The 19,601-nt window shown below is 38.3% G+C and carries 12 protein-coding genes; 8 read left to right on the top strand and 4 right to left on the bottom strand.

Features of this window, described 5'->3' with window-relative positions; genetic code table 11:
- Positions 1-68: 68 nt before the first annotated feature.
- Complete coding sequence (locus QM481_RS11490) at positions 69-3,014, bottom strand: sensor histidine kinase (protein WP_283381897.1); 2,946 nt, start codon at positions 3,012-3,014, stop codon at positions 69-71.
- Positions 3,015-3,387: 373 nt separating this feature from the next.
- Here QM481_RS11490 and QM481_RS11485 point away from each other — a divergent pair, with 373 nt between their 5' ends.
- The 7 genes from QM481_RS11485 (at position 3,388) to bioA (ending at position 12,515) form a co-directional block, all read left to right on the top strand.
- A complete protein-coding gene (locus tag QM481_RS11485) occupies positions 3,388-4,551 on the top strand; it encodes a helix-turn-helix domain-containing protein (protein WP_283381896.1) in 1,164 nt (387 codons plus the stop codon).
- 110 nt (positions 4,552-4,661) lie between these two features.
- Positions 4,662-5,828, top strand: coding sequence for an acyltransferase family protein (locus QM481_RS11480; RefSeq protein WP_283381895.1), 1,167 nt, complete (start codon positions 4,662-4,664; stop codon positions 5,826-5,828).
- Positions 5,829-6,056: 228 nt separating this feature from the next.
- Positions 6,057-8,399 carry a M1 family metallopeptidase gene (locus tag QM481_RS11475; protein ID WP_374760904.1) on the top strand — a complete coding sequence of 781 codons (2,343 nt, stop codon included), beginning with the start codon at positions 6,057-6,059 and terminating at the stop codon, positions 8,397-8,399.
- 437 nt (positions 8,400-8,836) lie between these two features.
- Positions 8,837-9,301 (top strand): GNAT family N-acetyltransferase, encoded by a 465-nt coding sequence (locus QM481_RS11470; RefSeq protein WP_283381894.1) that lies wholly within the window; start codon positions 8,837-8,839, stop codon positions 9,299-9,301.
- Positions 9,302-9,355: 54 nt separating this feature from the next.
- Positions 9,356-10,507, top strand: coding sequence for an aminotransferase class I/II-fold pyridoxal phosphate-dependent enzyme (locus QM481_RS11465; protein ID WP_283381893.1), 1,152 nt, complete (start codon positions 9,356-9,358; stop codon positions 10,505-10,507).
- 16 nt (positions 10,508-10,523) lie between these two features.
- On the top strand, positions 10,524-11,144 hold the full coding sequence (gene bioD / locus QM481_RS11460; RefSeq protein ID WP_283381899.1) for a dethiobiotin synthase: 621 nt from the start codon (positions 10,524-10,526) through the stop codon (positions 11,142-11,144).
- 18 nt (positions 11,145-11,162) lie between these two features.
- Positions 11,163-12,515, top strand: coding sequence for an adenosylmethionine--8-amino-7-oxononanoate transaminase (bioA, locus tag QM481_RS11455; protein ID WP_310589664.1), 1,353 nt, complete (start codon positions 11,163-11,165; stop codon positions 12,513-12,515).
- Between the two features lie 352 nt (positions 12,516-12,867).
- On the opposite strand, the gene QM481_RS11450 is transcribed toward bioA, so the two are convergent.
- The 3 genes from QM481_RS11450 to QM481_RS11440 all read right to left on the bottom strand — a co-directional run bounded on the left by QM481_RS11450 (position 12,868) and on the right by QM481_RS11440 (position 18,613).
- On the bottom strand, positions 12,868-15,849 hold the full coding sequence (locus QM481_RS11450) for a T9SS type A sorting domain-containing protein (protein WP_283381892.1): 2,982 nt from the start codon (positions 15,847-15,849) through the stop codon (positions 12,868-12,870).
- Between the two features lie 214 nt (positions 15,850-16,063).
- Positions 16,064-16,888, bottom strand: a complete 825-nt coding sequence (locus QM481_RS11445) for a universal stress protein (RefSeq protein WP_283381891.1) — start codon at positions 16,886-16,888, stop codon at positions 16,064-16,066.
- A 129-nt stretch (positions 16,889-17,017) separates the two neighbouring features.
- Positions 17,018-18,613: a GMC family oxidoreductase gene (locus QM481_RS11440; RefSeq protein ID WP_283381890.1), complete on the bottom strand. Its 1,596-nt coding sequence runs from the start codon at positions 18,611-18,613 to the stop codon at positions 17,018-17,020.
- Positions 18,614-18,943: 330 nt separating this feature from the next.
- Between QM481_RS11440 and QM481_RS11435 the strand changes: the two genes are divergently transcribed.
- Positions 18,944-19,561 carry a HupE/UreJ family protein gene (locus QM481_RS11435; RefSeq protein WP_283381889.1) on the top strand — a complete coding sequence of 206 codons (618 nt, stop codon included), beginning with the start codon at positions 18,944-18,946 and terminating at the stop codon, positions 19,559-19,561.
- Positions 19,562-19,601 lie beyond the last annotated feature (40 nt).

The following is a 19,601-nucleotide window of genomic DNA, read 5'->3' as shown; positions in this document are numbered from 1 at the left end:
TTGCCTATTTTATGTAAAAATAAAAACTTACATTTTCGAATAAACGCAGGTTTGAGGAAATAGGAATATTAATTGACCAAATTTGCCGAGGGTGTTTTCTGAAAAGGTATTCTGATATTAACTAAGGTACCAAGAGGCTCGCCTTGTGTATTTTGTTTATCAATAATTTCCATCATGATTTGGTGTTTGGCACCTTGGTTCAAAATGTCTAGTCGCTTTTGATTGGCTGATATGGCAAAGCCATTATGAGCGTTTTTTTCTTTTAAGCGTTTGAGTTGAGCAGACCGTTTTCGACCTATCCCGTTATCATCGATAATGACCATTAGGCAGTCTCGTTCCTTGATAAACTTTATCCATAGCTGACGGTCGTCTTTCTTGTGCAAAAGTCCATGTTTTATCGCATTTTCCACATAGGGCTGAATCAGCATAGATGGAATATACACAAAATCGGGTTGAAGGGCAGGGTCTACCTCGAAGGTATAGTGGAGTAAATCCTCAAATCGAATTTTTTCGAGCTCTAAATAAAGACTCAGTGATTTTATTTCTTCGCTAAGTGGAACACAATCTTTATTACTCATCTCCAAAATCCGACGGGTTAGTTCACTAAATTTACCCAAATACACCGAAGCATTTTCTTTGTCGTTGGTGTAGATATACGCCTGAATTGTATTGAGCGCATTGAACAAAAAATGCGGATTCATTTGACTCTTTATACTCGCCAACATACTTTGTTTTACTTCCTGCTCAAGTTTTAACTTATCAGCAATGAGCTGATTTTTTTGATTAATGTCGTTGATACGCCAGCGGAAATACCAATAAACTCCAAGAATTATTATGGCTAAAATTAATCCCACAAACCACCATTGCAAATAAAAGGGAGCATCGATAACAAAATCTATCACTAGAGGTTTTTTTACCGCAATACCATCTTCATTTGTGACTCTGAGAGTAAGTTGATAAGCTCCAGGCGATAAGGACGGGAAACTCAAAACTCTTGATTGTGAAGGTAAATTGAGCCAAGTCCCATTGTTGATTTTGTAACTAATATGTAGTTCGTCTTCGCTTTTGAAACTCAATATTGAAAAAAAGATTTCAATGCTATTTTGGTCAGATTCGAGCTTTATACCCGAATAGTATTCACGCTTTTGGTCATTTACTGTAAATCCAGTCAAAGCCATTAATGGCGAAGTTTTATTGAAAACATCTCTTTTTTTATCAAATACAACAAGACCTTCTGGGGTAGCTAAAAATACATTTTGAGAACCTACGACAAGGTCTTTGATTTCGGCTTTGGGAAGTCCATCGGTACTACTGTAGCTAGTAATTTTTTTTGTTTTTAAATCAAATGATTGGAGCATTCCTTCCTCTACAAGCCATAACTTTTGCTGATCTATCTGAAAACGATAAATGGTATTACTTGCTAGTCCATCTTTTGTACTAATGTGTTGTATTACTTGTTGATTTTTGAGAATATATATTCCTTCGCTAAAGGTAGAAATATACGTGTAGTCACCTTTGTTAATGATTTGAGAACCGTAAATTGGATTGCCACGATAAGTAATAAACCCTGTTCCTTTGGGCGAAATATACACCAAGCCACCTACAGTCGAGATGTAAAGTGTACTGTCTTTTTGTCCAAATTCAATCCATCTCGTTCTGGATTTTACAGAGGGATGATCTAAATGAAAAATGGTATCTACACTCACAGACTTGGTAGACGCTATTTTAGGTAATAGCCATGATGGAATAGAAACAGGTTTTTTTGATTTGGTTAATAATGCAACTCCACCCGAATAAGCCATTGCATAAAGATTGGATTTGATTTTCACAACGCTTTTAGATGCCAACTCTATGCTTTGTACTTGCTGCCGTTGGGCGTTGAGATGCACTAGTCGGTTACTCGAAAAGAACATATCATGGTTTTCTGTATCTTCATAAATAGAAATAATTTCATGATTAGATGACTTTTTCATGAAATAAGGACGAAAACCCTGTTCTGGACTAAAAGAGAGAATATTCTGTTTTTCGGTCCCAATAAAGACACCATTCCCTTCCTGAAAAGGAGCTAAGGCGGTCATACCAATATTTTGATATTGATACAATCGGGTATGAATATTTGGAACAAACAAGAGCCCTTTTGATAAAGTGGCAAACCAATAATTTCCTTCGCGGTCAATAAGAATTCTACTGATACTGGTTCCTTCAAAAAAACAAAAGCCGTTGTATTTGGGATTAAAGTTAAGATCAAAGCAATAGGCTCCGCTGGAGGTAGACACCCAAATTTCATCTTTGAGCTTGATTACATCCTGCACGAATAAATCTGGTTTGAGTACCGAAATAGGCGTACCTCCATGCAGGAGTTTTCTAACGTATGGATATTTAGTTTTGGTAATGCCAAATAGCTCATTGTCCGTTGGAATCAGAAAGAAGGACTGATAAGTAGGGAGTTTTTGAAATTGCCCTCGATAGCCATCGGTACGATAAATACCGTTTTCACATAAAGCTAATAACTTATGGTCTTTGACGTTGATGCCCCAAGTAAATGAGCTTGGAATAGGTATTTTACTGATTTTTTTGCTTGCTAAATCGAGTGTTCTTAGGGTATCTGTAAAGCAACTAAGTAACAGTCTATTGTTTAAAATGGTAGCAGGTACAAAGCCACCTTTCCACGAAAGTGTCGATTCTTGAACGAGTTTGTCGTGCTGAGTATAGTAAAAATTTCCTGCAAAATCTTGGCAATAAATACGATCTTGGTACTCCATCAAGTTGAAAAGCGAGCGACCTTGTTTGGCAATACTTTCATAATGGACAAAGCTCTTTCCATCGTATCGGCTAAGACCTTTGTCATGGGCCACCCACAAAAACCCCTTTTTATCCTGAAGAATACTATAAACGGTATTGCTGGGTAATCCATTGAGATTGTTGATAACCCTATAAACGGCATTTTGAGCAACTACGCAGCTACTCAAAATGCTGAAAATCAGAATGTATAGAAATGTCAAAAAATGTCGCATTACTGAAATAAGTTCTGTCGAAGCTTATACTGATCTGGAGTTTTCCACAAATAAGCAAAACCTTTTTTCAAGATAAAAACAAAAAAAGGTCTCGAACGAAACCTTTTTTTCGAAATAAACTAACTCTACTATACTAATGCACAAAAAGCATCAGTTTCAAGCTACTTTTGATAAGTTCGGAAATTAAATCCCCAACGAATGTTAGGAACGAGAGTTACGAGATACTTAAACAAATGTATGGTTGCTTTTGGGAAAATGGGATATGGTTTTGCAAAAACCATTTTTGAGTATATAAAAGTCTATTTTGAGTAAAAGTGTGCAATCTCTTTGTAATTGAAAAAAGCGTATTTTTGCTTTTGATAAAACTAAACTAATGCCTGTTAATTATCCTCTTCATATTGACCTATTTGCTATCATCATCCTTATGGGAGTGGTACAAGGCTATTTTTTAGCAATATTCTTTCTGTTTACACCCAAAGGAAACAAAATTGCTCATCGATATTTAGGCTTATTTCTATTTGCCCTGTCAACTTGTACGGTCGAAGTATTGCTGTCATATACCAATTATATGTTCAAAATATTAGCCTGGGTAGACTTTGCCGAGCCGCTCAATTTTGTACTAGCTCCATTGACCTATCTCTATCTGCGAACATTTATTTCAGAACGCTTTTCTTGGAAGCAATTATTACATTTTGCCCCATTTGTGTTTTATCTGGTGAGTATGAGTATATACATTTACCCGTTGCCTGATACCTTCAAATATAACTCCTACTTGGATGCTTATCACCCCGACTTACCTTTTATCAAAATCGAAGTAGTAGAGTGGGGTTGGTTCTGTAAAATTCGGGACCATGTGAATGATTTTATGTTTGTACAAATGGTCATTTATGTAGTTGTAGGTTTTATTGAACTAAAAAAGCAATTTCAAAAAGTAGGGTTATCTATTTTTTCAAAAGAAAATAGCTCGCTTAGTTGGTGTCGGACACAATGGTTAAGTTTTGCTTCTATTGTGCTCTTGTTTTTAATTGTCAAAAGAACGTTTCCTAGTGATTTAGGCGATCATATTTTATCGGCACATATTACTTTCATTATTTATGCCATCAGTTTTTCGGTAATTCGACAGTCAGATTTCTTTAAGCTAGGAGAGGAGGCAAAACCGATAAAAAAATACGAGAAATCAACGCTGACCGAAGAAATACAAGACCAAACGTTAGAACGTCTGGAAGTACTGATGCGCAAAGAAAAACTCTTTTTGAGAGAGGATTTTTCTTTGCCTTTTTTGGCAAAAAAATTGGGTGTTTCACCACATCATCTTTCTCAAATTTTAAATGAAAGTTTGGGGCAAAGCTTTTTTGATTATGCTGCTCAATGGCGTATCGTTGAAGCGCAAAGATTGCTTGTTTCTTTAGAAAACCAGCATATTAAAATCGAAGAAATAGCCGAGATGGTTGGTTATAACTCCAAATCAGCCTTTAATACAGCCTTCAAAAAAATCGTGGGACAAACCCCTTCTCAATACAGAAAAGAGGAAAAATAGCCTTTGTTCAAATGTTCGATTTTATAAAATCGAACTTCTTCCTTATCAAAACAATCGCTTAGGAGCGTATGATAAAGCTAGTTTTGACCATCAAATCAAAAAAGCTTTGTATGAAAACTCTTGAAAAACAACAACCTCTTAGCACTTCTTCTCCCCAAACTCGCCAGTATTATATCGACTGGATTCGTGTTTTAGCCTTTGGTATTTTAATCTTCTTTCACACAGGAATGTTTTTTGTGTATTGGGGATGGCATGTCAAAAACAACGAACTGACTGAAGTCCTCGAAATCCCGATGGAGTGGCTACATCTTTGGCGATTGCCCCTATTGTTTTTTATCTCGGGCGTTGGTGTAAGTTTTGCCATGAAATCGAAAACAGCTGGCGCTTTTATCGCTGAACGTTCCAAGCGATTACTCATACCATTACTCTTTGGTGTTTTGGTGATAGTGCCCCCGCAGGTGTATTTTGAGCGACTCCAACGTCACCAATTTGAAGGTTCTTATTGGGCTTTTTATCCTAAAATCTTTGAATTTCAAGCCTATCCCGATGGCAATTCCTCATGGCATCATTTATGGTTTATCGCCTATTTGTGGGTGTTTTCGGTAATAGCTACGCCTTTATTTGTATTACTAAAAAATAGAAGCAGTGAAGGATTTTGGCAGTTTTTTCAGAAAATAGTAAGCCAGCCTTTAGGTCTATTACTGTGGGCGGTGATATTGGCTTCGGCCTATTGGTTTTTGCATGCCGATTGGCCAGTTTTCCAAAATTTAGTATCAGATTGGTACAACTTCACGGTTTCGATAATGCTATTTGTCTTGGGATATTTAATAGGCAAAACGCCTATTGCGTGGGATACCATGGAAAAACACAGAAGAAGTTATGCTGTGCTTGGCTTATTTATCGTAGCCTTCCGATTTTCGTATGATACGCTTTTTGGGAGTATTCCCGAAGATACCATTTGGATGACTATTGTGAATGGATTACTGACTATGGTGAGCCTTTGGAGCACAATTCTAGCCATAGGAGGTTATGCTAAGCATTACTTAAATTTTACTAATCAGGCGCTCCAATACAGTAATCAAGCGGTATATCCATTTTATATTTTACATCAAACTATTACGGTGGCTTTAGGTTTTTATTTGGCTAATGTATCTCTTAATCTTTGGATAAAATATATCCTCATAGCTGCAGGAACCTTTGGCATATCTTGGCTTATTTATCACTATTTGATACGTCCCTTCCGCTTAACAAGTTTTTTGTTTGGTGTAAAAAAGTAGGGGAAAGTATAAAGGAATAGGCAGTTACGCCCTTTGGACTTGAACTTTCAGCTATCCGATTTTCCCCAAAGTTGGAAGCTGAAAGCTTATGGACAACCACTTAAATACTTATACGACCGTTTATCCACAAAGCGTGAAAGGCTTGTACACAGCGATTTGGAGATAGAAGTGGCTTATGCTAAAAATTCTGTATTTTCGTAGAAACTTTATTTCACCAACAAATCCTATATGAAAAAGCTAAGCCTTTTTGCGCTTCTCATAGGACAATGTGCAATGCTATTTGCACAAAATCCATATAACGGAAACAGCCGTTTTGAGCAGCTTGGCAATACCCTGCCAACTCCTAATACCTACCGTACAGCTTCGGGTGCTCCGGGCAAAGATTACTGGCAAAACCGTGCCGACTATGACATCAAAGCTGAATTGGATGACCAAAAGCAGCGTATTACAGGTAGTGAAGTAATTACCTACAAAAACTTTTCTCCAGATGACCTTCGTTATTTGTGGTTGCAATTAGACCAAAACAACTTCAAAAAAGGCGGTATTGCTCAAACTACCCAAACTTCTTCTTTGAACGACAAGGGTACTAGCTTTGCACGCTTGAGTGCAAGTGCTGGAGTGTTGAACAACAAAGAATACGGTTACAATATCAGTGCTGTAAAAGACATTAAAGGTGCACCGTTGAAGTTTACCATCAACGAAACTATGATGCGTGTTGATTTACCAACGCCTTTAAAGCCTGGGCAAACCCTCAGCTTCCAGGTAGAGTGGGATTTCAATATTACTGATGCTGTGGCTACTCGTGCTCGTAGTGGATATGAATATTTTGCCAAAGACGGCAACTATATCTACGAAATTGCTCAGTGGTTTCCTCGTATGTGCGTGTATGACGACGTAAACGGTTGGCAACACAAGCAATTCTTGGGTCAAGGTGAGTTTACCGTTCCATTTGGTGATTACAAAGTAGCTTTGACTATGCCAAACGACTTTGTAGTAATGGGTACTGGTGAATTGCAAAATGCAGCTCAGGTATTGTCAGCAGAGCAACAAAAACGTTTGGAAAAAGCTAAAGGCGCTAATCGCCCTGTGCTTATTGTAACACAATCAGAAGCAGAAGCGGCTGAGAAAAGCAAGCCATCAGGCAAGAAAACTTGGGTTTTCAAAGCTGATAACGTGCGTGATTTCGCGTTTGCAGGTTCTCGTAAATTTGTATGGGATGCTATGCAAGTTGATGTTGAAGGCAAAAAAGTATGGGCTATGTCTGCGTATCCAAAAGAAGCTAATCCACTTTGGGGTCAATATTCTACTATGTTGGTGGCACATACGTTACGTTCTTATTCAAAAAGAACGATCTCTTACCCATATCCAACAGCTCAGTCAATTCACGGTCCAGTAGGCGGTATGGAGTACCCGATGATTTGTTTCAACGGTGCTCGTCCAGAGGCAGATGGAACTTATTCTGAAGGTACTAAAAACTTTTTGATTGGTGTAGTAATCCACGAAGTAGGTCATAACTTCTTCCCAATGATTGTAAACTCTGATGAGCGTCAGTGGTCATGGATGGACGAAGGCTTGAATACTTTCTGCGAGCAATTGGCTGAAAAAGAATGGGATAGAGACTTTGATACTTCAAGTGGCGAACCACAAGGTATTGTTACTTATATGCGTACTGACAAAACACAGCAAGTACCAATCATGAGTAGCTCGGATAACATCATGGGATTCGGTCCAAATGCTTATACTAAGCCAGCGGCTGGTTTGACTATTTTACGTGAAACTATCATGGGACGCGAATTATTCGACGCTGCTTTCAAAGAATACTCACGTCGTTGGGCTTTCAAACATCCAACTCCACAGGATTTCTTCCGTACAATGGAGGATGCTTCTGGTGTTGATTTGGACTTTTTCTGGCGTGGTTGGTTCTACGGTGTTGAGCCTTCAGACCAATCATTAGAAACGGTTGAATGGTTTGGTATCGACAACCAATCTCCTGAGCAGAAAAATGCAAAAGCAAAAACAGAAGCTGAAGCAAAACGCCAAACGATGAGCAATATCCGTAACAAAAAAGATATTACTCAAACCGTAGTAGAAGCAAATCCAGATATGCGTGATTTCTACAATAGCTATGATCGTTATGCAACTTCTGAAGCAGATAAAAAACGTTTTGAGCAGGCAACTGCGGGTCTTTCAGACGAAGAAAAACAATTGACTAATAGCAACAAAAACTTCTATGTAATCAATGTGAAAAACGTTGGAGGTTTGCCAATGCCTATTATCATCAAAATGGTTTATGAAGATGGTACAGATGAGGTAGTTCGTATTCCTGCGGAAGTATGGCGTTTGAACGACAAAGAGGTGAAAAAAGTAATTCCTACTGATAAAAAAGTAGCAAAATGGGTACTTGACCCATTCTATGAGATTGCTGATATTGATACAAACAATAACGCTTTCCCTCGTGAACCAGAACAACCAACTCGTTTCCAAGTATTCAAAGGACAACGTCAGTCTATGCCAAACCCAATGCAACAACAAAAACAAGCAGCGGGTGCAGTACAAGGAGCGAAAAAATAGTAATAGGCTATCGGCTTATGGCAGTCAGCTTTCGGTAAAGAGCAAACATACTTCCGAAAGCTGATTGCCGAATGCCAATGGTTAATAAAAAAAGGAGGTCTTACCGAATTTCTGGGTAAGACCTCCTTTTTTGTTGTGAGAGCCTATAAAAAAAGTTGCTCAGGCGGAAACCACCTGAGCAAGCCTAGTAAATAGTTCTACACCTATTGAGTACAAAGTTACAAGGTTTTTGTTTAATACGCAATACACAAAGCCAAAATAATTACAACTTTGTTACGAATAAAGATTTTTATATCACTAAAGAAGAATAACGTAATTAAACTCAAAAAAATATTCGTATTAGGAATAAGCAAAAAGAAAACTAGTTAAGGAACCTTCCAGACTTTATTTAGTTTTTATGTAAAAAACATTTTAAAAACTCTACTAATTACTGACGTATGCAAATAACTAAAGCAAATGAATCGCATCTTGAATTGTTGATTCCAGCCTTTGAGGCTTATCGAAGCCATTTTGGGCAAACAAATGATTATCAGAAAATTAGAAGATTTTTGTCTGAAAGACTTGCTCAGCAAGACTCAACTATTTTTATGGTATTGGAGGAGTCATCTGGGGCATTAGCTGGATTCACACAACTGTATCCAGTGTTCTCAACATTGAAGCTCGAAGCGGTTTGGTTGTTAAATGATATGTTTGTGATGCCAGACTTTCGGAAAGGTGGCGTAGCATCCTTATTGATAGATGCTGCATGGAAATATACTCAGGAGACGGGTGCTGCTTGGCTTACCTTGAAAACAGGAATCGAAAATACCAAGGCGCAAGCTCTCTATGAAAAATTAGGCTTCAGAAAGGATGAGGAGCATTTCTATTATTTCTTAGATAATCACTCAGTGAAGCATCCCTAGGTGTTATCTTTGTGCCCAATAAACCTCAAAATAGGCTGTTGAGCTAGTAAAAACGTGCATCAAATTGAAAGTTTTTTGGCAGAATCTCTTCAAAAAAGAAAAGATTTAGCTTTATATAGAGTTTTAAAGACCACCGAAAATATGGTGGATTTTTGTTCAAATGATTATTTAGGCTTTGCCAAAAGTGGTATTTTGGTAGAAGGAATCAAACAAGAATTAGAAATTCTTGAACACACGGGTGCGCAATGGGTTGGCGCAACAGGCTCGAGATTATTGGCAGGAAACTATGCTTATACTGAAAATCTCGAAAACTCTATTGCTGATTTTCATGGGGCAGAGGCTGGACTCATCTTTAATTCGGGTTATGATGCCAACGTGGGCTTATTGGCAAGTGTTCCTCAAAAGGGAGATTTTTTGATCACTGATGAATATATTCACGCCAGTATGATAGATGGCGCACGTTTGAGTTATGCTACTCGTCTCAAATTTGCTCATAACGACCTCGCTGACCTTCGTAAAAAGCTTGAGCATTGTAAAATTCAAGCAACAGGGCGCATTTTTGTGGCAGTCGAATCGGTATATTCTATGGATGGTGATGAGGCTCCTTTAGTAGCGTTAGCCGCTATTTGTGATGAATATGGCGCAGGATTAATTGTAGACGAAGCACACGCTACTGGTGTTTTTGGAGAAAAAGGAGAAGGGCTTGTTTCTTATTATGGGCTAGAAAATCGTGTTTTTGCCAGAGTAATTACCTTTGGAAAAGCCCTCGGTTGTCATGGTGCCATTGTACTGGGAAGTGCTCCTTTAAGAGCTTTCCTGATCAATTTTGCCCGTTCATTTATTTACACTACGGCAGCGCCTTTACATAGCCATGCAGGAGTGAAAAGCGCTTATGATTATTTGCAATCAACAAACTTTAGCAATTCATATCTTCATAAATTAATACGATATTTTCGAGAACAAGTGACAGCATCGAGTAGTTTTCCTATCATTGAGAGTCGCTCGGCTATTCAATGTGTGGTGATTCCAGGAAATGAAGCTTGTCGCCTAGTAGCGCAACAACTACAAAATGCTGGTCTTGATGTAAGAGCTATTCTTTCGCCAACCGTTCCAAAAGGTAAAGAACGTCTGAGAATTTGCTTACATCAATATAACACTTTCGAACAAATAGACGAATTAGTAAAACAAATGCCCCCGCACCTTTAATTTTTAAAATTTCATGATGAAAAAGCAATTTATTGTCGCTGGTATTGGTACCGAAATCGGTAAAACTTTTATTTCTAGTGTTTTAGTAGAAGCACTTCAGGCAGATTATTGGAAACCGATACAGTCGGGAGGTCTCGATTTTTCGGATACAGATACCGTGAAAAGTCTTGTGTCTGCTCCAAATAATACGTTTTTCCCTGAGGCTTATCGCCTAAATGAACCTTTGTCGCCACATGCTGCTGCTGCCTTGGATGGCATAACGATTGAGCTTTCGAAAATACAATTGCCAGTTACCGAACGCAATTTGATTGTAGAACTAGCAGGAGGCTTGATGGTTCCGCTCAATGACAATGACTTGGTGATAGATATGGTTCAGCAATTGAACCTTCCTGTGATATTAGTGTCAAAAAATTACTTGGGAAGTATCAACCATACGTTACTTTCTATCGAAGCTCTCAGAAGTCGAAATATTCCTGTTGAAGGAATCATCTTCAATGGTATTTCGAATGCTTCGACTGAGCATTTTATATTGAATTATACAAAACTTAAATGTCTAGGTCGTATCCCGACTCAGGCAGAAATTGACAAGCCTGCTGTTCGTAAACTAGCCGATTCGTTGGTTGGTAATTGGCAGTAGGATGTGTCTGAAACTTTTATGGAAAAAGATTATTCGATTGATGAGCACTTGGAATTTCCTGTTGAAAATATAGAAAAACCAGTGATAACCAATTTGAGCGAAAGAGATGCCAAAGTCGTTTGGCATCCTTTTACACAACATCACACCGCACCATTTTCGATTCCGATTGTTCGTGCAGAAGGGGTGTATTTATTTGATGAAAATGGTAAACGGTACATCGATGCTATTTCGTCGTGGTGGGTTAATTTACATGGACATTCACATCCATATATTGCCCAAAAAGTTGCAGAGCAGTTTTTGAAACTTGAGCAGGTTATTTTTGCAGGCTTTACGCATGAACCCGCCGTAAGTTTAGCCGAAAGGTTATTGGGTATTTTACCGAGTCATCAGGCGAAAGTATTTTATTCGGATAACGGTTCAACTTCGGTAGAAGTCGCTCTGAAGATGGCTATTCAATATTTCCATAATCGAGGGTTTGAAAAGCGAAACAAAATCATCGCCTTGAGTAATGGTTATCATGGAGATACCTTTGGAACAATGGCAGTAGGAGCCAAAAGTGCTTTTAATACCCCATTTGAGCCTTTCTTGTATGAAACCTGCTATTTGCCAGTACCTGTAGCAGGACAAGAGCATGAGGCGATTGCTCAGATGAAAAAATACCTCGAAAATGCTGATGAAATAGCCGCTTTTATCTTCGAGCCATTAATTCAGGGCGCAGGAGGAATGGTGATGTATGAGCCAGAGGTGCTGGAAGAACTTGTGGCCTTGGCTAAAGCCAAAGGGGTGATTACCATTGTAGATGAAATAATGACGGGTTTTGGACGTACAGGAAAAATGTTTGCAACAGACTATATCCAAACCAAACCAGATATTTACTGTATGTCAAAAGGCTTGACAGGTGGTGCCATGGCCTTGGGTGTGACTACCTGTACCCAAGAAATATTTGAAGCGTTTTTATCAGAAGACCGACGAAAAACGCTGTTCCATAGTCACAGTTTTACGGCTAATCCTTTGGCTTGTACGGCGGCATTGGCTAGTTTGGATTTATTGCTTTTACCCGAAACACAAGCGCAGATAGAAACTCTACATCAAAGTCATGTGAAATTTGCCCAAAAACTAAAAGTAGAGAAAGCAAGTGCAGTAGATTCAGTGCGTGTGCGAGGAACGATTTTGGCCATTGAGATACACACAGGTGAAGGCACGTCGTACTTTAGTAATATTCGAGATATGGCGTATAATTTCTTTTTAGAAAAAGGCATTCTGATGCGTCCTCTTGGCAATATCATTTACTTACTAACACCGTATTGCATACAACAAGAAGATTTGGATTATGTATATGCGTGTATTGAGGAGTTTCTGGATTTTAAGTAAATAGAGACGCAATGATTGCGTCATATCTAGTCTAATAGCATCAAAAAAGCGGTCGAAAAATATTTTTCGACCGCTTTTTTGATAAAAACTTGGAGAGTAATCCCAATCCTAAAAATTCGGGATGACTCATGTTTATATTAAAATTAGCAATGTACGGATGTAGTGGCAACTCTTGCAGTTGGCATTTTGAATACGGCAACTGCAAGAGTTGCCGCTACATCAAAAAATGCTAATGATCAGAACTCTTTTGAATAAAAGAAAATCCTTCGTACAACCCTAATTCAGAGTAACAAATCTTTAGACGCATTTGCTCAATCACCAAATTTGTGATTACCTATGTTTAAGCTAATTTTTATAATTTTTCAATCTTGAAAGAACTAGCAGCTTTTCCACGGTTGATACGAATAATGTATAAACCTTTTGTAAAATCTGATGTAGGAACTGTTACTAAGCTTGCATTCGTAGCTTTTGTCCAAACTACTCTTCCCATCATATCTGCGATAGTAATTTCGCTAGTTTCTCCAGCATTCAACAAATCAATCGTCAAGTTGTCTTGTACAGGGTTTGGATAAACTTTGTAAAATGCTTGTTCTTCTTTTTCAAAACCTAATACTTTAACAGGTAAGAAGCCAAAATAGAAACGGGCATTTACAGGATAATGATCAGAAGTAGAGTTAGTATAGTCTGCCACAAAATCGATTGGTCTTGAAACATTAAGCGTATTGTTGACATAATAAATACCCGAAGTAGATACCGCTGGATTGGCAGCACCTTCTGTTAAAATACCGATTTCGTTACTTACCATGATATGGTCAATGATGTCAGAATAACTAGCTGTACTAGATACTTTACAGTCACTCAAAGACTTTGAGATGGTTTTGTAATTTGCCACATCCGCAACAAACTCTTTGTAAGAAGAAGCGTTTCCTAATGCAATGGATGTATCCAAATCGTCATTATAATCACCCAAAACTATGACAGTATTGCTGGCATACTTACTATCTAGTTCAGCTTTCAAATCAATAGCATCTTGTTTTCTTCTAGTATAATCAGAAACGGCCGAGCCAGATTTGGCATGAATTCCCACAAAGTTGATTCGTTTTGTTTTTCCGTTGATTTTGGCATCGGCCACAAACATATAAGGTAATCTACCAGATGCCCAGTTGTTGGCAGGAGGGTAGGTGTATTTTCCGACTAATAAAGACTTAGTTTCAGCATCCACAGGGGTGATAATATCTTTTTTGTATACAAAACAAATCTTCTGAGCATAGGTTGTTGGATCACTTGCCTTTTCAGGAGAATCAAAGTAATGAGAGTAATAATCAGTTTGACATTTGATACCATAGTTTGGTAAACTTTGCGCTAGCAAACTAGCAAAGTAGGTATGGTTACAAACCTCTTCAAGACAGAAAACATCCGACTTCAATTTATTGATGACCGTAATCACATTATTCATTTGAAGGGTATCTTTGATGGGTCCCAAGGCACTCGGAGAAGTGGTAGTATTTCCTAACCATTCTACGTTCCAAGTGGTAATATCCAAGGTAGAATCTGCGCTAATTGTCGCACCTGCCAATGTTCCGCAATAGGATGCAGGCGTTGGAACGGTAATCGTACATGTTGTAGCACTTTTGGTAATATCATTAGCGGCATAAGGAAATACTTGTAAAATATCAACTGTACCACTAGTATTGATATAATGACCGATAGCTCCTGTAATATCTTGTGTGACGTTTGGAACAGCTGTACCAATAACACCTGTTGCAGTGGCATCAACACGTACTTCGGTTTCTCCCATTTCGTTACAGGCAATAACTTTATAATTGGTAGCACTGGCAAAATTTCCTGTATTTACCGTAAAGTTCATACCGACTAACTTTACTATTTTACCTTCATTCGCTTCCAAGAATGTTGAAAGCGTGGTTGTTCCTTTTTTGCTAGCATCAAAAACTGCCGAAGCAGGAGTAGATTTTGCCCCAACGACTTTATTGATACACGTAGGGTTGAGTATTTCTGCTTCTCCACTAAAGCGAGCTACCGAACCAACAATTTGCACAGAGTCACCTACAGCAATATCAGCAAATAGAGTTGCTCCACTTGCTGAAAATATGGCAATACCGCCTGTATTATCCTGTAAATAAAACTTGTTACTTCCAAATTTACTGGTAACTCTACCCGCAACACTGGCGCTTCCGCCTGTATAGGTATTTTGTACTGGAATACTGTCGCGGACTTTTTTGATACTGGTTGTAACACCACATAAGCCTGTCCCAGCAGGAAATACCGTTCCTTTTACCGTAATAGAGGTACTAATCGAGCCACTAGAAAGTAAGATATTAGCTTCGTTATTGCCAAGAATGGCTTTTGCAGAACTTCTTACTAAAAATACTCCACCTTTTTGATTGATAGTTCCTGTAGTTCCCCAAGTTTTACCATCATCAAAACTCATTTCAAAATTATCTGTTGCAGTTTTAAAGCTTACTGCAATGTCTGCTAACAAATCAGATGCTGTAACGGTAATTTTGGATGCTGCTGAGGCTGTTCCCAAATTGGTATTCGACAGGGTAGTTCCCACAGCCGATAATGTAGGTAACGAACTTAATGATGCTACGCTTGCCCAAGTATCGCCTGCTCTCAAACGGTCAACGATGACATTGGGTGCATTGGCAGCAGTTCCTTGACGCAAAGCAATCATCCCTAAACTTGCAGCATCATTTTGCGTATCAAGTGAGGCTAACCAATCTGTTTTTGCAGGTTCTGAGCTACTTGTGAGAGCATCTGCAATGAATAGCTCTGATGTATCGTCGTTGGTGGCTGTACTGTTGAAAGTATAACGGAACACTAACAAATAAGTAGTGTTTAAAGCATAGCTTTTGGTGGTATAAGCCAATGTTGTTCCTGAAGCAGAACCTTTGGATATGCCAAACTGGATACCATCCGCAGAAGAACGAATATAGATACGAGGGTTAAAACCTCCTGAACTAGTTGTTCCTTGAATTAAGTGGATAAAATAATCACCTGCTGTTTTAGCTGCAGTAACATTCACAAGACAAGATACATAGATGCTACCTGTGCTGAATGGCGTGGTTAATAATTTAGAAACATCTTCGCCAGAAGTTGTCAAAACCGCCGCATTTCCAGCATTGTTTAATCCTGTAAATACTAATCCTATTGTAGTTGTGATAGCATTAGTTCCACCCCCGCTATGGGCAGTCCAACCGTTGGCAGTTAACAGGCCTGAAAAATTAAAATCTTCCGAAAAGCTTTGAGAAAATAGGCAATGATGAGATAAGAGTGCTAGCAATAGCACCAAAGAAGGTAGAAATTTGCGCATAGTGTTGATGTTAAAAATTGGCAATATAAATTAATTTACTTCTACAGAAGTAATTAACTATTTCTACGTTCTTGGTGGAGGCTTCAAAAAGGAATTGTTATTTTTTTGAAATAAAGGAGAAGTTTTTAAATGGCAATGCCCTACTTGAATGAATAGGGCATTGCCATTGTTTACTTCCTGTAAAATGTAAATATGCTTGATTTTATATTAGTAGTTAAAGCTGGTAGGTCAACACAGGAATATCCGAACGGATAATCACTTGTTTGGATTTGCTAGGGTCTATTAATTGAGTAAGGAAATTACGGTGATGCGCTGCCAGAACGATGAGATTAATACCTCTTTCGGCAGCAGTGGTAAGAATACCTTCGGTAACACTATTTGAAATGGTGGTATCGATGCTAAAAGTTTCTTTCACAAAAGCTGTTTTGATATGCTCTACAAATTGCTTGTCTGATTGAATATCTGGTTCGAAAGGAGCGTTGACTTTGGTAAGCGCAACGTTTGCCCCTAGTTGATGCGACAATTCAAATACTTGCGCTAAGATATGGTTTTCGTCAAATTCGAGTTGAGTCGCATACAATATCTTATCTATGGTTACAGCTTCTACTTGATTAGGAACTGTCAAAACGGGTATATGTGCTTTGGCCGTGATATGGGCAGCGTTGCTACCAATCAGTTTGCTTAAGAAGCCACCAGAGCCTGTTCTTCCCATCACGATTAGGTCAATGTTATATTTCTCGACAGTATCGAAAACGCCAGAAATAACGTCGTTCATTTCTAAAACAACATGGCACTTTACCCCTGCATCTTCAACGATGGAAGCTAAAGGTATCATTTTGCTGTAAAGCGAATCACGTTGGTCGTCTAAAGCTTTTTGCATGGTATCAGCGTCAGCATAAATCCCTGGCTCGATATAACGAGGAAGATAAGTATGTACCAAATAAATAGCTGATTTGGTCGCTTTAGCAATCAAAATGGCATATTGTAATGCTTTGTGAGAGTTGTCTGAAAAATCGGTAGCAATAAGAATGTTGTTCATGGCTTGTATGAGATTTGATTTATGACAAAAGTAGAATCAAATCTCTGCCTGTAAGCCTCTGTTAGTCAGCTATAAATATGATTTTTGTTAGTTTAATGTTTTTTGGTTTATACCTTGATTATGAGAATGTTATCCCAATATAATGTCTGATGCTTTTTCGGCTACCGCAATGACAGGAGCATTGGTATTTCCTGCAATAACTTCTGGAATAATAGAGGCATCAACCACTCTCAAACCTTTAATGCCATACACTTCTAGCGAGTCAGGATTGACTACAGCCTGTGCGTCGATACCCATTTTGCAAGTACCACAAGGATGATAAACGGTTTCACAAGTAGCCCGAATATAAGTTTCCCAGTCTATATCACTTTCATATTTATCAGGAAGGAATAGGGTATCTTGCTGACGAAAAGGAGCAAAAGCATCAGATAATAAAACATCTTTTGCTTGGTAAACGGCTCTCAACAGCGTTGCCATATCCTCCCCCTTGGTGTCTGATAAATAACAAGGGTCAATAAGTGGGGCGGAACTCGGACGATTATCATGTAAGCCTACATATCCTCTACTTTTGGGTTTGAGTAAGGTTGGCAAAACGGTAAATCCTTCTTCCTTGGGTAATGTTTTTACCAGATGTAAATTAGGCGCAAGTACAGGCGCAAAATGAAATTGTATATCGGGGCGGTCAAGACCAGCTTGGGTATGGGTAAAAGCACAAGCTTCGAGGGGACTTGAACTTAATGGACCTTTTTTCTGAAAAATATATTGATAAAGATTAGACAGTACCCATGGAAATCGCTCGGCATTATTGTAGGTAATACGTTGATTACACAAAGTGTTGATATTGATAAATAGGTGATCGGATAAATTTTGCCCAACACCCGACAAATTCACCTTACAATCTATTTGAAAATCTTTGAGATATGAAGCATCACCTATGCCCGAAAGCAACAACAACTGAGGGCTTTGAAATGCTCCTGCTGCCAGAATCACTTCTTTTTTAGCATAAATTTTTTCTGTAGTATTTCCTTTGATAATCTCAATGCCTATTGCTTTGTCATTTTCGATAAGCACTCGAGCAACTTGTGTTTTGGTCAATACCGAAAGGTTGGGACGTGACAGCACAGGCACCAAAAAAGCCGCTGCTGTAGAATGGCGACGAGCGTTTTTGATGGTAAACTGAAACTTACCCGCACCTTCCTGTTGAGCACCATTAAAATCTGGATTGGCTGGAATGCCCACTTCAACACAAGCTTCTATAAAAGCTTCTGCCAATGGCGTTACATTGATATTGTGGCTTACATTGAGCAAGCCTCCTTTTCCATGATATTGGTTTTGAAATTGCTGATTGTTTTCTGATTTAGTAAAATATGGTAACATATCTTGATACCCCCATCCCTTATTACCCCATTTTTCCCAATCATTATAATCTTCTTTGTTACCTCTGATATACGCCATGCAGTTGACAGAACTAGACCCTCCTAAGGTTTTGCCTCTTGGCTGGTATAGTTGTCGATGATTGAGACTCCGCTGAGGAGTTGTAACAAAGTTCCAGTTTACGTTGGAGTGGTGTAATTTGCCATATCCTGTGGGAATATGTATTTCTGGTTTTGTATCTTTTCCACCTGCTTCGACCAACAAAACTTGGTTATTGGGAATACTAGATAGTCGATGTGCCAATACACATCCAGCCGAACCTGCACCAATGATGATATAATCTGGTTTCATAGTTGATTAGGAAAAGAAAGGTATTTTAAGAAGTCTCTTTAAAACTAAGTAAGTGGGTAACTTTTCCCACAATAGACCGTAGGCTTTAAGTTAAAAAGTATTTTCCATGTAATAAATAATAGAAGCATTTTTTGCCTAATGACTACGACTCACCACCTATAGCTTAGTAATTCAATCTTATTTTGCATTATAACTGAAAAAATCTTTAACTAAATATAACAAAAACTTCTTTGATTAGTACAGAATATATAGGTGTTTTGTGTCTGGTTTTAAGTTAAATTTGTAAAATCGTACTTCAGAGACAAACCTTTAAATTGCTGTTACCTGCCCATGTCAGATTTTCAATTGTATCTTCAACTAGGTTTTCAACACATCACAGATGTAAATGGCTATGACCATATTTTGTTTGTTATTGCACTTTGTGCTGTATATCGTCCTAGCGATTGGAAAAAACTAGCAGTATTGGTGACGGCCTTTACACTTGGGCATTCCGTAACATTGGCTTTAGCTACTTTACAAATTATTACCTATCGTACAGAAGTAATCGAATTTCTGATTCCTATTACCATATTTCTTACCTGTGTGTTAAACTTCTTTCATAAGTCTGTAGATAATACCAGATTTCAGAAAGAAAAAAGCTCATCTCTTCGCTATCCAATGGCGATGGCTTTTGGTCTCATACACGGAATGGGTTTCTCCAATTACCTGCGAAGCTTGTTAGGAAAAGAAGAAAGTTTACTCAATCCTTTATTGGCATTCAATGTAGGTTTGGAATTGGGGCAGTTGCTCATTGTGATGTTTACTTTGCTTATTAGTTTTTTAATGCTTGAGGTATTTAGGGTCAAAAAACATGATTGGAATTTGATTCTTTCAGGAATGGTAGCAGGAGTGGCTCTGACATTGATTGCCTCGGCAGAATACTTTCAGGAGTTAATGGGAAACAAGTAAGTGGTAGAACTTTCTTTAATTAGGAAAAACAAAAGGGTTA

It is taken from the genome of Flectobacillus rivi, from assembly GCF_030056655.1.
GTDB lineage: Bacteria > Bacteroidota > Bacteroidia > Cytophagales > Spirosomataceae > Flectobacillus > Flectobacillus rivi.
Note: the sequence above shows the minus strand (reverse complement) of the source record. Positions and strands in the feature narration are given on the sequence as shown.